Source organism: Agrobacterium sp. 5Ca39, from assembly GCF_055382365.1.
Genome location: NZ_AP026436.1, coordinates 1322479 through 1336183 on the forward strand (window position 1 = coordinate 1322479; position 13705 = coordinate 1336183).

The window sequence follows — 13705 nt, forward strand, 5'->3', positions numbered from 1 at the left end:
CTCGTGCGCGTCCATCACGTCTTCCAGCGTTACCCATCGACGCAGATCGGCCTGAGTGTAAACTGGCGGGTCCGACAGGATCGGCCGCCAGAGCCACATATCAAGGTTCGGGGCAATGCGTTGAGCTTGGGCGGCAGTTAACCCACCGCCGCCGCTCTTGGGCGTCCATTGCCCTGCCCGCCGGAGAAAAAACTGCCGAATACCTCTTTCAGGACGAAAGCGCACACCGGGATGATGTTGCCAAGGTTTTCGGAGAAGTCGCCGTCGAGATCGGCCTGTTCGTAGTGGCCGGAAGGACGCTGGATTTTCGCCAGGCCAATGATGTCACCGACCAGTCGGGTGTATTCTTCAGCGTCGAGACGGTCGAACACATCCGTCAGCAAGCCGATAGCCTTGATGCCAACCTGTCGCTTGCCTTCTTCCGTGTTCGCCTGCTGGAGGTCACCGAGGATAACCGGCAACTGGTCAGCGATGCCGCCGGCCGCCTTCATAAGCCGAGCCTGTAGGCGAAGGGCCTCTGTTGCCAGAGGCCGATCAACCTTGACGGTCATGGCGCCGATCTTACGCTCAGCCATTCGGAACCTCCGGCGTCCATTCGCCTGTCACCAGAACCCATTCACGCACGACGGCGTTGGTGCCCTTCTGGTCATTCGGCGCGGTCTGGATGAAGCACTTGTCGGCCGTACCCCCCTCGCCGCTCGACGTGTCATAGACAGTAACCGGGAAAGCTGCGTTCGGAGACGCGAGCGCCTGTTGACGCTTGAGCTTCTGTGTGAGCAGCCGATGCGTCGGGCTGGTGTGCATCAGGCGCAGCGTGATAGTCGCGCCCTTGTTGGCCGATACCGAGAAGAGAGCGGAGCCGTCGGCGCCGATCAGCATCGTGCCTTTGTCCGCCAGTGGGGCGACAACGATAGCGTCGTCACCATCCCAGAGGCCCTGGATAAGCTGGCCGTCCACCATGTTGGAGGTGTTGACGAAGCCATATGCGGAAGTGATTGGCATTGTTCAGCCCTCCTTAGAACGTCATCTGATAGCGCACGACGGCGTAGTGGACCGCGCCGGCGTAGCGGAAGCGGCATTCGATCGCTGGAGCAATGCGAGCCTTACGCTGGCTTTCTGGGACATCAAAGACGCTCGGGACAGTGATCTGAACCGCCGCCTCATATTCGCCCGTCTCGGGGTTAAGGTCGCTTGCGATCAGCCCCGCCCTGGTTGCCTGCTGCATAACTGTGCGAACGGCACCAGCGAGCATCTGCATGCCGCTGTCATCGAACTTGATGCGGGCATTGTTGAGGAGGATGCCCAAGGTCTCTTCCTCGGTGCGCGCGATGATCCAGTCTGTCGTGTGAATTTCATCAAGGAACACGTTCGCGGTGAGCGTCGACCCTTCCACAACGAAATTTCGGCTTCCGATGTCGATAAATGTGTTCGCCATGTTGCCGACGGATTCGGACTGACCAACACCAGGGGTGAAGCCAGTAACGGCGGTGAGCGCTGCGGAGCCGATATTGACAGCCGGCACGCCGGGAAGGTTCTTGAACTTCGCCGTGTATGCGGTATTGGCGTCATCAAAGCTGCGCGTCTGCATGTAGGCAGCCAGAGACGCAGCAGGATATGCTGCTGCCGAGGTGTGGTAGAAAACACCGGCGCGATCGAAATCGCCCTTGTTGCCGCCAGCAATTGACGTGGTGTCTGCCGGGTTTTCTGTATCGACGTCGTTGCTGTCGATGATGGCGAGTTTGGGCTTTGCCTGAACCCAAGGCAGGAGGCCCGGAAGTGCGGCGACGTCGCGCAGATTGGCCGCAATGGTCAGGAAATACCAGTCGCTGTCATAGGCGTAGAGCAGATCAAGCTGCGCCTGCAGTTCGGCAGAGGTCATCGTGCCATCGTCGGCAACGTGGCCGATCTTGATCTGACGCGGGCGTGGGTTCTGCGAGAAAGCAGAGAGAGCGGCCTTATACGCGCTGGTCGTCGTCGCCCAATCTTCCGCGACTTCCTCGATCGAGCCATAAAGCTTGGTGCGCTTCGTGGTATCGACCTTGCCGGCGACTGTTTCGGTGGTGATGATCAGCTGCGTCCCGAAACCACGGCGGCTCGGGAAGGCATCATTGCGCGAGAGCTGTACGTCGACAACTCTGCTGTACGGAAGGACGGCCATACCGTTTTCCTTTCTGGTTTGGGGTTAGTCAGTTCGGCCGATGTCGAAGCTGTATTGCTCGATCACATCGATGTTGTGGGCGTCACGGGTGATGCCTCGAACTATGAGGTCCATCTGTGCCCGCGGCTGCCATGCGTTGTTGATCCAGTCTGGCACATGCCGGATCTGCGAAGATTCATGCATAATCAGCGATGGATAGGCCGGCTCCATCGCCTGGCTGATTTGCAGGGCGGAAAGGATCGGTCGAAGCGTATCGGTAGGCGTTGCGCCATAAGCATGGACTGAAAAACGCCATTCGCGCTCCATCACGGGCGCCGCCGATACTTGGCCAGCAGTTTCGGCATAATCCGTCGTGATCTGATGCTCTCGCACGTCGATTGCGCCGGTCATGTTGACCATGCAGTATTTGCCGCTCGGCGTTGGGCCACTCTGATGGGATTTGATGGTGGTCTGGCCTGTCTTGGCCTTCACCCATCGAACAATCGCGCTGTGGACTTCATCATCGGTCATGTTGACACCGCTTTTGCAACGCTTGGCAGCAAATCCACCGGTGCAGCGATGTCCTCTCCATTCCAAAGCATGCTGTTTGACTTGCACCACCCCCGCATCGCATCCCATTCGCGATCATTGAAGCTGATAAGGATAGCAGCGTCTGACGGTGGGCACTGACGCGCCAAAGCCATATTCATTTGGCCAGCGGGCGTCTCAGGCAGCTTTCGCCCCAGTAAAGCATCTCGAACAAGCGAAAGGCTTCTCTTCATGGCTTCAGCCTCCCCAATGCTGCGCGATAAAATTCCCCGTCTTGCTCACGGTCCCAGACGAACAACACACGGTAATTGATGCCTTTGCTCGTAATTCTGTCATCGAGGGCGATTAGAGCGCGGCTCCAGATGACCCAGCCAGCCTCGGTGCGGATACCTTCCGGCATATCCATCAGCTGTGCGCCTTTGACCGGCTGCACAACGGCCCTGATGTCGGTTGTTGTCGTCGCTCCGTCGACCCACTCGCCATTGTCATTGTAGTAACCTGGCGCTTCAGTGGTTCGGCTGACCGTCCAAGCACGCCGATCAATGCCGTAGCCTGCCAGTCTGGTCATTCGTCAATCTTCCAGGTTATGGCCGCTCGCATTTCGCCGCTGTCTATAAGCGGGTTGCTGGAGCCCTTTAGCTCGATCGTCACCGGACTGTTCGGCGGGCTGGAGAGAGAGGTGATTTCCGCCTGCACATCGCCTTGCGCCTTGATGCCGAGCTTAGACAGCACCTGCCGCAGCGGGACTTCACCACGCAGAATTTTCGATGCCGACGACTTCATGGCGCTTCGATAAGCGTTTCGGTTCGCCCGCATGGCATTCGACAGGAATGGACGCTCTGGGATCGGGCCCCCCCATCCACCTCCTGAGGCACCGCCGCGCGTCCCGAAGTGGTTCCAGATGCCCTTCATGATATTGTCTTGGTCGGCCTCGCCCTTTGGGAGACCAACCTTGATCTGCGACGGGCCTTTAAGCTTCGCCGCTACCGCCTTCAGGTTGACCCGCTGATTGCGCCTGATCTTCACTGTGAACATCTACGCTCTCCAGGTGCTCGCCCGCTTCCTTAGGCTTCCTTGTGGATTTCTGCGATGTCGCCGCATAGGTCCGCAGGTCGGATGACGCTAGAACAAGCTTTTCGCCAGCTTCGCTCAACTCAACGTCACGCGTTTTGCCGGGATGGATGAAGACAACGCCGGTCGTGGTGTGCACTGCTTGGCGCTCGTCGCTGGTGTTTCGAATTTTCATGGGACACCTCAAACCACGGCCACAGCCGGGAAATTCTTTCTGAGCAAAGCTAGAAACTCTCGCCCGTAGGCTGTCAGGGAATAGCCGGCGGCCGAATTGCTGCCATCGGAGCCGGAAACCCCGAAGAACTCTGTTTCGCTATCGCCCACCTTGTCTCGCTTTATGGCGCCGATACCGGCCGATCCGCTTCCAGAAGTGGTGCGGTCTGGCTCGCCTTCCAACGTCAGCCTGTGAGCGACAAGGAGCATTTGAGCCCTTGCCCTATCGCGCTCCAGCCAAGTGTCTCCGACCTCGTCAAATGCCTCGTTGAGCATAAGCTGAATGAGCACGTCACTGACCGGTGTAAACTCGGGGTAACGGGCTTTGAATGTCGCCGGTGTTGGCTGAACATAAGGCATATCTCAACTCCGGTGAGGAAAGCCCCGGCCGTTTCCAGCCGAGGCGGTGTCGTTATTCCGCCAGTTTGGCGTCGATCAGCTCTTTCAGCTTCACCTTCGAAATGTTGCCCGGGTACTGAAGGCCGAGTTCATCAGCCTGCTTCTTGAGGTCATCCATTTCGGTCGGCTGGTTGCCGGCTTCAGAGACTGCCTTTTCGGCAGCTTCAAGCTTGGTACGCAGTTCCGCGATCTGCTGATCGCGATCGGCAACCTGCTTCTTGAGGTCAATAACCTCTTCGCTGTCGCCCTCGTCGCCTGGCGCTTTCTTCTCGCCCTTGGCAAACCAGCCAGTGTCGAGCGCTGCCTTGAGGGCGCCGGCTTCGATTTCGCCCTCCCAGACCTGATAAGGGTCAAGGAAGACGAGACCTTCGGCTGTGTGCAGACCGCGCGGGCCGGGAGATACGTTCGTGATTTTGGTCATGTGACGATCTCCTTAGATGCCGTCGATGTAGGAAACAGCCTTCGGCAGGCGAATTTCCGTGCCACCGGTGCGCAGGATGCCGGCCACTTCCCAGGTCATGGAGGACTTCTGGAAAGGAGGCAGGAACCGGTGTGGCATCGGCAGGTGGAAGCGAACGACTTCCGGATCGCGGCGATAAGCCACCATGCGCGCCGTACCGCCGGAGCCGGCAGTGTTGAGCGCACGCAGGGTGCGGATCGTAAGCGGGCGGCCGGTCTCCGACGTGTAGGTGTTGTTTTCACGAAGGAAGGTCGCAATCGTCTTATCGGCGGCATTGCCGATCGGGCGGGTTGCGATGGCGTTGAACCGGGAGAACGGAAGCAGGATGGTATCAGCCATCTCGACTTCCTGGGTGGAGGTCACGATCCCTTCGATTGCGGAGTTGATATCCACAAGGATCTGCTCCGGGGTCTTTGTCGACCAGGTAGTCGTGGAGCCCGTACCCGTCGCCGCTGCGGTGGTTGCAGGAACGGTCGGGTCATTGACAAGACCAGTCCAACCCTTCTCCGCCTGACCGGTCATTGCTGTGGTCCAGAGGAACTGTTCAGCAATGGCGCGGGCTGCCTCGCCCTTTTCAGGGCCAAGCTGACGTCCTTCGAGCGCGGCGACCTGCACCTCTTCAAGCGACCACTCGTAGCCGATACCGGCCAGCTCGAAGCCTTTGAGGAACTGATCCCGGGTGACGTCGGCATAGGGCATATCGAAGCCCTTGCCGCTCAGGAACTCCGCCTTGCCGGCGGCGTCCGAGGAGCGGAACAGCGTGCCACGCGCCCACTCACTGCCTTCGGTGACCACAGGGATCAGAGAGGCATAGTCGAAGTTCGGGTATTTCCGCTGATAAACCGTGCGCTCGATGTTGTAGAACGCAGGGGTGACGAAGCCAAGCGCGGCCTGTGCGTCGGTGAAGTCAATCTTCTGCATGTTCGCGCCTCCTTAGCGCTTCGCCAGCCGGGTCAGACCGGCAGCGCTGAGCGTGTCCTGGAAGAACCAGCCGGTAAGGATGGTATTCGAGGTCGATACGTTGGTGATGGCGCCAGCAGACGTCACATAGGCCTGATCGCCGTCAGCGACAGCCACGCTGGACTGCACCCAGATGACGCCCTGCGTGAGGATGCCCGCAGTGGAATACTGAGGGTACGAGTCCGCCTGTACGCCGGTCGCAGCCACTGCGGGAGCGGCATAGTTGGCGATCGTGATACCCATCAGGGCGGCGGAAGGCGTGGCAGTGACGCCATGGTCACCGGTGCCACGGAAGACCGGCTTACCGAAGCCGATCGCTGTCGCATCCTCGACGGTGCGGGAAATGCGGTTGCTGGTTTCGCCATTCGCGATCATGCCGGCGTAGCCGACAGGGCGAACAGCATCATAAGTGGTCTGGACAGCAGGCATTGAACTGTTCTCCTGTTAAGCCGCGTTGCCGGTGTTTTTCCATGCATCGCGCAGCGACTGGTCGCGATCCTGGCGAGCCTTTTCGGACTCGGTGCGTGCATCGCCAGTCTGCCGGACGCCGTCAGCAACGACGCGGGCAAAGGGGTCAGCAGATTTGGCGTCCTTGGCAATCGCCCGGAACATGCCGGTGATCATGTCGTCGGAAGCATCCTTGATCATCTCGTCACCGAGCTTGGACTTGACCGCTGCGCGGCGAAGATCGGCGTCGGAGCCCTTGATCTCGATACGGCTGTCGATGGCCTTGATCTGCTCGATAAGGGCAGACCGGTCCGCAACAAGGCGGTCGATGTCTTCCGGCTTGATCTGTGCGTCGATCAGCTTCTGGTTTTCAGCCTTGAGTGTGCCGATCTCCTGATCCTTCGCGGCAAGATTGGCCTTGGCTTCGCCCGCAGCCGTTTCCATATCCGCAATCTTCTTGTTGAAGCCGTCGAGCGCGCGCTGCACGATCTGGGCGTCCTTGTCAGCCAACTCGACCGAGAGGCCGTCAACCATGAGGGTTCGGTTCGTCATCGACCGAGTTCCTTTCTCATCTACGAGGGGGATAGGGCTTGCGCCCCAGTTAACCGCACCGTCACCGATGCGAGCTTGAGAACCAGCCCGCGCCCGATCCACGATCGCGAGATGATTGATCTTGATGTTTGTCTGGGTGGCGTTGAACTGCTGGCCGTCGGGCGTTACGCCGTCGCCCCAGACCAGTTCGCAGGTGTAACCGGCGGAGAGTTCTCGCTTGCCGTCCTCGACTGCGGAAATAGCCGCTGCGTCCTTGAGGATCAGCGGGAGATGAACCCACTCGCCATCCTTCTTCGCAGCCGTGCTGACCTCGCCTACTGCAAGCTCTTTCCAGTTATCGGCCGTCACCGCCTCGTCGGGGTGGTTCATTGTCACCGGGGCGTGGGTGAAGCTCTGGAGGCTGGCATCAGCAAATACCTGATCGGCTGGACGATATACCCGCACGATCGGCATGGACGGCTTTCCCACCTCGTCGCCGGAATAAAGCTGGATGCCGGTGCGAACCGACTTGGCTTCGGCAATAAGATATCCGTCGGCCGTCCGACGAGTGCCGGACACCTTTACAGCGTCGGTAAATTGCATGATGGTTCGTTCCTCAAAAGAGGTTGATGATGGCGGCAAAAGAACACTGCTTTAAGATACCGTCAGCAGAGATGCCTCGGGTTCAAAAGCTTCTAAAAGGTACTGGATGTCGGTTTGGCGCCGTGTATGAGGAGCCTCCTGGCAAAAGGTGGTTCCACTGTATGTTCGACGCGAGCACCGAAGGCGGGTTTTTAGCTTACATGTATCTCAATCATTACGACGAGGTTTCAGCCTGACCGACGAACACTACAAAGCACTGCGAACGCTGATCCTTGACCAGAACGTCAAGATTGAAGCGCTGACCATGGAGGTCAGAGCGCTGCGTGCTGCTGTCGAAACAACTGAGGTCGTCTATCTCAGCCCTGAGGACATGAACGCCATGCCCATCGAGGTTCCCGAGGACGTCAAGCAGTTCCTGCCGGACTAAAACTCGACCACACCGCGAGCGATGCAGCGGCAGTTGATCGGCTGCCCCGGTGGCAATCCACCCTCCGCACCCGTCGCCTGTCCCCACTTGTAGACTTTGCCGTCAAGCTGCCTGTGCCGCTCTCTCACGCGCTCATCGTGAGCGGTGGTCCACGTATAGGCCGTTACCCCTGCCTGCTCCTGCCGGATGCGGTTGAGGTCGCTGTTCAACTTGGCTGTCTGATCTTTGGCAATGTTCTTTGCCCGCCGATCCGCAATTCCAAAGTCGTTCTGCAGCGCCTTGCGCAGCGTCGTTACCGAGTTGCCTGCGATGCTGTTCTGGTAGACCGTCTGCTGGATGCGCTTGATCGTGTCGTCTGCCAACCCAGAGATAAGCGAGACGTTGCGGGCGACAGCCGTGGTCAGATAGTCGGCCAGGGCTTCCTGCTGCACCACCGCAGCCAAGTTCACACCCAGAGCGCGGCGGGCTGTTTCGATAAAGGTCGATGTGTGCCGCTGCGCCTCAAGATCGAGGATGCGCTTCACGGTATTCGAAGCGTTGCGGGCCAGCGCCACAGCAAGCATCTGCACACGGCTGAACCAAGACTGGTCAGCATCGGCAAGCAAGGCTCCCTGTGCGCGTTTCTGCTCTCGCTCTGCCTGATACAGCTGGATGATGCTTTCGCGCGTCTCTGTGGCTATCTGGGTCAACATGGACCGAAGCGCCGAGTAGTATTCCTTCTCGGTCGACAGTCTCGGTTCAATCGTTGGCAGCGCTGCTGATGTTCCGGCCTGACGCCCCGCCCGCCTGCCGAGCTTCGACATGGAATAGCGGAGCATCATTCCTCCTCAGCGGGTGGCTGCGTGCCGTCTTCGTTGTCGTCGTCTTCGCCAAGGTCGAAGTTTGTACCGGTTTCAGCCATCGCCTGATCGAGGCCGGGATAGAAGCCGCTCTCCACCAACTGGTTGCCGACGACAGTGCGAAGCTCTCCACGCGTTAGTACGCCTGTGCGGCCAAGGATTTCGGCCGTCTCGGCGTTCATCTTGCCGATCTCCGCCTGTTCCTTCTCGCTCATCTGCTCAAGCGGAGCCCAGGTATAGAAGATTTCCGGCGGGCGAGAGCCCAGAGCAGAGCGGATCAGGCATTCATCCAGCCGATAGAGCGCTGGCGTGATCTCCAGAGATTGCGTCGAGGCAATCCGGTCATGGTAGTTAGCCATGCTGTGATCGCCGTTTGATCCGAGGCCAGAGGGTGCCGTGCCGAGGAACCGCGTCATTGGGATATCGGCAGCCCCGCAGAACTGCTGGATGAACTGCTGCATGACGTCTGGCAGCGTGGCGAAGGATATCGTCTTCCTGTCGTATTCCTCGTCTTTGTCGAGGATCAGCGCGCGGTTGATACCCTTTGCCGTGGCTGCCAGCATGAACCGATCAAGCAAGCGCTGCGAATATGTCGGGTCAGCGAGACTGGCCATGAAGTCGGGAATGCGGAACACGTCAACGTTGGCCTCAAAGACCAGAGACGCGATATTTGCAGCCGTGGCATCGGCGTTCTTCATAGCCGCATACATGGCCTCCAGAACGCTATCGCCCCACCCCTGATTGATCCCACCGTTCAGGAATGCATCCGCCTGTGCGGCGCCCACGAAGAGGGAAAAGCGCGATGGATGGATGCGGACCAGAGAGTTGGCGCCGGTCACCTCGTAATAAGCAGGCTTACCATAGAACTCGGACATGACGTCCTGATCGATCTCACCGGCGGCCAGATCGCGGCGGCCGAGAACCGTCAGATACCGAACGCCACCCTTCTTGATCCGCTCAGGCGCCAAAGGCGATGCCAGATCATTGTCACCGGTCCCGATGTAGAGAGCAGCGCCACCCCAGAGCCGTGCCTTGATCAGCACATCGAGCAGCTTCTTCCAGAAGCCGAGGCGGTTCTGCTCTGCCTCGATAAGCTCGATCTGCTTTTGCTCGGCCTGCCAGTCCCTGCCCTTGCGAACAGCGTCCAGCGCCGGGATATCGACTGCCTTACGCCCCATCCAGTTGGACCGGTAGATATTGGCGATCTGGACTTCATCCAGCATCTGGAAGCCGTAGGTCGTCAGCGCCATCTTGTCGCGCATCGGGTCGCCAAGGCCGGAGACGACAGACCGGAGGCTGTCATTCGTCCTCATCTTGATCACTTCACCCATTTGCGCTTCCTGATGTTTGGCGGGTTCTTCACGGTGTCCCGAACGATGGCCGGCAGTTCCTTGATCACGCCCTTAATCCCGTCACGCTTCTTTGCCTCGGCAAGCATCTGCCGGCGCTTTTCACATGAACTGCAGGGCATGGGCTATCCGACGTTCGAAAGCGTGTAATTCGACCCGCGCAGGCCTTCGACGGCATATCGCAGGGCGTCAATCACATGGTTGTTCTTGTCGTTCAGAACCGGCAGTACCTCATCGGTGACAGGGTCCGTTTTCCACGAGTAAAGCGTCAGTTCATCAATCATGTGCTTGCAACGTGGATGTACCACGATGTCATAGCTCTTGAGGAACTCGATGCCATCCTCGACCGAGCCCGCGCCTTTTTTGGCTGGCTTGATCCGGGTGTATCCATGGCGCTTCATGTAATCGATCGTCTCAGGGCGGGCGCTGTCAGCCGTGATAGGCCAGTTGCGCGCCATCTTGAGGTTGTCTTGGTCCAGCCTGTCGAAGAGATCAGGCGTCCTGTCGATCTCGCACCCGACCTTGTATACCTCGCGGTCCACATAGAGCGTGCGACCGATAATGAAACATCTGATAAGCACGGTCGGGTCGATCGAGAAGCCCCAGTCAGCGCCAAGGTAGAACCTGGCGTCGGCCGGCGTTTCGAACTGCTCGACCTTCCAGTTATGGAAGACCCTCGCTTCGCTGTTCCGCAGATACTCGCCAAGCCAGATATGCCGGTACTTGTCCGGGTCTCTGCTGGCGTCCCATTCCATGTCCTCGCGAAGCACATCCGGGAAGAACGGGTTGAGGTCCCAGTTCACCCTACGGACGATAGACCGCGGCGGCGCCCCTGATGGCAGCCTGAACATCGAATCCACCGGATCGCTCTCATGACGAGGGTTCCAGGTGAACCAGATCTCCGAGCCGTCCTTACGAATAGTCGGGCCTAGGTTCGTCAGGCTCGATTGCGAAACCGTCGTGGCTTCTTCCACCCAAGCGATGTCGATGCCTTCCAGGGACTTGATGCTTTCCACGTTCGAACGCAAACCAGCGAACACGAAATGCGAACCATTCGTTCCCTTTATCTCGGTGTCGGTAGACCGGAAGTATGCGCCGAAGCCCATCTCCCTGATCTTGTCATCCAGAAGCCGCTTGACCGAGTCCTTGATGGACTTCTGGATTTCACGAGCGCAAAGAACCCGGATAGGCCTCTGCCGAGCTTTGATGACCAATGCAGCGGCAAACGCGTGAGACTTCCCAGAACCTCGCCCACCATAGGCAGCGCGATATCGTATCGGAGAGCCATCCGGCATCTGCTCATCGAACAGAAACCGGAATGCCTTAGGTATCTGAACTTTCGCCATCATCCCCTACGAACTCGACAACGAAGTGGTTCTCAGTCACCACGGGCTTGTCGGCGTCACCAGTGTGCATGACGGATTGAAGTTTCGGATGCATGTAGGGTGCAGCATCCTTGGCTATCGCCGCAGCCGCGTCCCATTCCTGTTTCTGGAAGTGCTCATCCATAGCCCGCAGCATGACCTCAAGGGGCGTCATTCTGCCCGAGGCTATAGCTTCCTGCGCCGCCTTTGTGGATCGCACTGTACGGGCTCCCTTGGGCCTGCCAGAGCCTTCTCGTTTGCCACCGCGCATGTTTGATTTCCGGTTTGATTAATATTCAAAGTTGCGGCCGGCCTTGTGAATTGCCTATCGCACCATTTGCGAATCTATGCCGCTGTGGTTTTATCGGGCTTCCTCTACAACTCTAGGAGAGAGCCATGGGCATTGAGCGCCCCACCGCAGAGCAATTAGACAGTGTGCTAGACCTCATCCACGACATTGCCGCCGAGGCCGCGGGTGAAGACGGTATCCCACCTAAGGTAGATAGCGCGCTCGACAGGATCATCTCCCTGTCTCGCTACAAATTCGATGTCACCAATGAGAAAGCAAAGCGATGAAACTTTCAGACGGCGAGAAACTAATTCTACTGGCACTGGCGGATCAAAAGGACGGCAAGGAGGAAATTGACCTCGACTTTATCCGCTCCGCAATTTTCAACGGTCAGTCGTGGGCTATTTCGTGGGAATACCCTGGCATAGCGACCGAAGATACTGAGGAGGCTATTGCAAAGGAAACAGTCGACATCCTTTCAATGTGGTCTTACATCGAGAGCAGCGTGAAAAAGCTCACGGCAGACGAGCAAACCACGCTCGCAGCTAATGTCTATCCATATGATCTGACGTTCTCAGGTTTCGATGGCAACCACGATAAACACCACAGCGTTGCGTCATTCCTGATCAACAACATGGACCGCTTTTCCGAATTCAAGGGCCGGTCTTTGAACTCTCACTCCCAATCAAGTCTTCCCTCATACCGGAAGATGCTCCCAGCCTATGACGCAGAGATGCGCAACCTCGGCTTTGGTGGTCGAGGGCTCCCAGCCGACAGTATCGAGAAGATAATCAAAGGATGAAAGGATGAGGGCGCAAATTAAGCGCCCTCTCCCGCTCTTGCTCGGTGGTGGTCATGGGGTGGAGAGCCGCTTGTGGATGTCGGGGTAGTTAAGCCGAACCCAATCGGTTGCTCCCCTTGCGAAAGCCACCTTGACGGCGCTCTCAAGCTCATGCTCCAGCCCCTCAATTTTATCGATCATCTCAAGGATCTTGCCGGGGTCGGTAATAACCGCCTTATCCTTTCCTTCCGCCTCTTCACAGAGTTTGGGGAGATCGGGCATGCTGAACCCCATGCCGTTGGCAAGCTCTGTCATCGCTCCCTCCATGTGGGCGGGTGAAGGGGGTTAGGCGGCGACGGCCGGCGAACTGTAGTCGAAGAACCAGCCGTTATAGTCTGCCGTCTCCGGCCCGAATTGTTCAGCCTTGGGCAATTCACCGATCTCGGCCCAATACTCAGGGGTGGCGCCGCAATAGAGCCGCTTGTCACCATCGCCGGATATCTGCCAATCGCTGATCCATTCGCCCTTAGCGTTGTCGGGATCGTAAGACGCCCAGCCCTCTTGGGACTTGTAGAAGTTGACGGCTGACGCATCCCATCTGGCCTGGACAATACCGAAGTCAGCAGTGAGTACGAGAACCCACCGGCCATCCTTGGGCGCTTTGTCCATGGTCTGCCAGTTGAGCATCTCTCATCTCCTGAAACGAATTCAGCCCCACCTTGTTACGGGCGGGGCTGGTGAAAAATACGGGCGCACCATAATCGGCCCCGAAGGGTGGCAGCCTACCTGGGCTTTCGTCTGCCGTTTAACCGACTAGCGGGACTGCACTTACCTCAAGATTACATCCCGCTCGGATGAGGACCGCCGCCCGATCTCGTCGCTTCGCCTTCTCGGCTATCACTGACGATCTGAATTGGTCAGGAAGGAACGGCCAGGCATCCCAACCTTCACGAGCTATGCCCGCCTTCCTGATTTGCTGCGAGGGCCACACGCTACCGTGGCTGACGGGACAAGGCTACCACTAGGGCAGATATGCCTACCGGCCGTCATCGGTTTTAAGTGGCTGGCCAGACCACTGCGCTTCTGCGTTTCAGCGCCGCCTCGCATTCCGTTGCCCTGTTGGGCGAATTGGTCCCTCATGCTCCTTAGCCGAACCGTGGCCCGGCTACTGGTAGAACCCAGAGGTTCGGGATGCATGAGGTGTCTGGTTGCGGTGGCAGGATTTGAACCTGCGGCCTTCAGGTTATGAGCCTGACGAGCTACCGGGCTGCTCCACACCGACATAT

Annotated in this window: 22 protein-coding genes and 1 tRNA gene; 3 read left to right on the plus strand and 20 right to left on the minus strand. The window is 58.4% G+C overall.

Annotated features, from left to right (window positions below; genetic code table 11):
- Positions 1-137: 137 nt before the first annotated feature.
- The 12 genes from ACZ47E_RS06505 to ACZ47E_RS06560 all read right to left on the minus strand — a co-directional run bounded on the left by ACZ47E_RS06505 (position 138) and on the right by ACZ47E_RS06560 (position 7370).
- On the minus strand, positions 138-575 hold the full coding sequence (locus ACZ47E_RS06505) for a phage tail assembly chaperone (RefSeq protein WP_464016936.1): 438 nt from the start codon (positions 573-575) through the stop codon (positions 138-140).
- On the minus strand, positions 568-1002 hold the full coding sequence (locus ACZ47E_RS06510; RefSeq protein WP_454686834.1) for a phage structural protein: 435 nt from the start codon (positions 1000-1002) through the stop codon (positions 568-570). Before ACZ47E_RS06510 ends, ACZ47E_RS06505 begins: the two co-directional genes overlap by 8 nt.
- A gap of 13 nt (positions 1003-1015) precedes the next feature.
- The gene (locus ACZ47E_RS06515; protein WP_464016937.1) at positions 1016-2158 is read right to left on the minus strand and encodes a DUF3383 family protein; all 1143 of its coding nucleotides are present in this window, start codon (positions 2156-2158) and stop codon (positions 1016-1018) included.
- A gap of 24 nt (positions 2159-2182) precedes the next feature.
- Positions 2183-2668 (minus strand): phage neck terminator protein, encoded by a 486-nt coding sequence (locus tag ACZ47E_RS06520; RefSeq protein WP_464016938.1) that lies wholly within the window; start codon positions 2666-2668, stop codon positions 2183-2185.
- Positions 2669-2915: 247 nt separating this feature from the next.
- On the minus strand, positions 2916-3254 hold the full coding sequence (locus ACZ47E_RS06525) for a phage head completion protein (protein ID WP_464016939.1): 339 nt from the start codon (positions 3252-3254) through the stop codon (positions 2916-2918).
- Positions 3251-3721, minus strand: coding sequence for a hypothetical protein (locus ACZ47E_RS06530; RefSeq protein WP_464016940.1), 471 nt, complete (start codon positions 3719-3721; stop codon positions 3251-3253). Before ACZ47E_RS06530 ends, ACZ47E_RS06525 begins: the two co-directional genes overlap by 4 nt.
- Positions 3657-3932, minus strand: coding sequence for a hypothetical protein (locus ACZ47E_RS06535; protein ID WP_464016941.1), 276 nt, complete (start codon positions 3930-3932; stop codon positions 3657-3659). Before ACZ47E_RS06535 ends, ACZ47E_RS06530 begins: the two co-directional genes overlap by 65 nt.
- 8 nt (positions 3933-3940) lie before the next feature.
- On the minus strand, positions 3941-4330 hold the full coding sequence (locus ACZ47E_RS06540) for a DUF4054 domain-containing protein (protein ID WP_107341704.1): 390 nt from the start codon (positions 4328-4330) through the stop codon (positions 3941-3943).
- A 52-nt stretch (positions 4331-4382) separates the two neighbouring features.
- Positions 4383-4790, minus strand: a complete 408-nt coding sequence (locus ACZ47E_RS06545; RefSeq protein WP_037093815.1) for a hypothetical protein — start codon at positions 4788-4790, stop codon at positions 4383-4385.
- A 12-nt stretch (positions 4791-4802) separates the two neighbouring features.
- Positions 4803-5750, minus strand: a complete 948-nt coding sequence (locus tag ACZ47E_RS06550) for a DUF2184 domain-containing protein (protein ID WP_464016942.1) — start codon at positions 5748-5750, stop codon at positions 4803-4805.
- Positions 5751-5762: 12 nt separating this feature from the next.
- Positions 5763-6218, minus strand: coding sequence for a structural cement protein Gp24 (locus ACZ47E_RS06555; protein WP_464016943.1), 456 nt, complete (start codon positions 6216-6218; stop codon positions 5763-5765).
- A gap of 15 nt (positions 6219-6233) precedes the next feature.
- Positions 6234-7370 carry a DUF2213 domain-containing protein gene (locus ACZ47E_RS06560; RefSeq protein ID WP_464016944.1) on the minus strand — a complete coding sequence of 379 codons (1137 nt, stop codon included), beginning with the start codon at positions 7368-7370 and terminating at the stop codon, positions 6234-6236.
- Positions 7371-7674: 304 nt separating this feature from the next.
- Between ACZ47E_RS06560 and ACZ47E_RS06565 the strand changes: the two genes are divergently transcribed.
- The gene (locus ACZ47E_RS06565) at positions 7675-7797 is read left to right on the plus strand and encodes a hypothetical protein (RefSeq protein ID WP_464016945.1); all 123 of its coding nucleotides are present in this window, start codon (positions 7675-7677) and stop codon (positions 7795-7797) included.
- Here the strand turns inward: ACZ47E_RS06565 and ACZ47E_RS06570 are convergent.
- The 5 genes from ACZ47E_RS06570 to ACZ47E_RS06590 form a co-directional block, all read right to left on the minus strand.
- Complete coding sequence (locus ACZ47E_RS06570; RefSeq protein WP_464016946.1) at positions 7794-8615, minus strand: phage head morphogenesis protein; 822 nt, start codon at positions 8613-8615, stop codon at positions 7794-7796. The two genes, ACZ47E_RS06565 and ACZ47E_RS06570, sit on opposite strands and share 4 nt — an antisense overlap.
- Positions 8615-9967, minus strand: coding sequence for a DUF1073 domain-containing protein (locus ACZ47E_RS06575; RefSeq protein ID WP_464016947.1), 1353 nt, complete (start codon positions 9965-9967; stop codon positions 8615-8617). The genes ACZ47E_RS06570 and ACZ47E_RS06575 overlap by 1 nt, the downstream gene beginning before the upstream one ends.
- The gene (locus ACZ47E_RS06580; protein ID WP_279853079.1) at positions 9955-10107 is read right to left on the minus strand and encodes a hypothetical protein; all 153 of its coding nucleotides are present in this window, start codon (positions 10105-10107) and stop codon (positions 9955-9957) included. The genes ACZ47E_RS06575 and ACZ47E_RS06580 overlap by 13 nt, the downstream gene beginning before the upstream one ends.
- A 3-nt stretch (positions 10108-10110) precedes the next feature.
- The gene (locus ACZ47E_RS06585) at positions 10111-11199 is read right to left on the minus strand and encodes a PBSX family phage terminase large subunit (RefSeq protein ID WP_464016948.1); all 1089 of its coding nucleotides are present in this window, start codon (positions 11197-11199) and stop codon (positions 10111-10113) included.
- Positions 11200-11308: 109 nt separating this feature from the next.
- On the minus strand, positions 11309-11569 hold the full coding sequence (locus tag ACZ47E_RS06590) for a hypothetical protein (protein ID WP_464016949.1): 261 nt from the start codon (positions 11567-11569) through the stop codon (positions 11309-11311).
- Positions 11570-11745: 176 nt separating this feature from the next.
- On the opposite strand from ACZ47E_RS06590, the gene ACZ47E_RS06595 reads away from it, so the two are divergent.
- Positions 11746-11925, plus strand: a complete 180-nt coding sequence (locus tag ACZ47E_RS06595) for a hypothetical protein (protein ID WP_111808794.1) — start codon at positions 11746-11748, stop codon at positions 11923-11925.
- A complete protein-coding gene (locus ACZ47E_RS06600; RefSeq protein ID WP_464016950.1) occupies positions 11922-12440 on the plus strand; it encodes a YfbU family protein in 519 nt (172 codons plus the stop codon). Before ACZ47E_RS06595 ends, ACZ47E_RS06600 begins: the two co-directional genes overlap by 4 nt.
- A gap of 51 nt (positions 12441-12491) precedes the next feature.
- Here ACZ47E_RS06600 and ACZ47E_RS06605 read toward each other — a convergent pair whose 3' ends face one another.
- From ACZ47E_RS06605 to ACZ47E_RS06615, 3 genes are all read right to left on the minus strand, one after another.
- A complete protein-coding gene (locus ACZ47E_RS06605; RefSeq protein ID WP_464016951.1) occupies positions 12492-12734 on the minus strand; it encodes a hypothetical protein in 243 nt (80 codons plus the stop codon).
- 30 nt (positions 12735-12764) lie between these two features.
- The gene (locus ACZ47E_RS06610) at positions 12765-13106 is read right to left on the minus strand and encodes a hypothetical protein (RefSeq protein WP_464016952.1); all 342 of its coding nucleotides are present in this window, start codon (positions 13104-13106) and stop codon (positions 12765-12767) included.
- Between the two features lie 518 nt (positions 13107-13624).
- Positions 13625-13702 (minus strand) — tRNA-Met (locus ACZ47E_RS06615).
- Positions 13703-13705 lie beyond the last annotated feature (3 nt).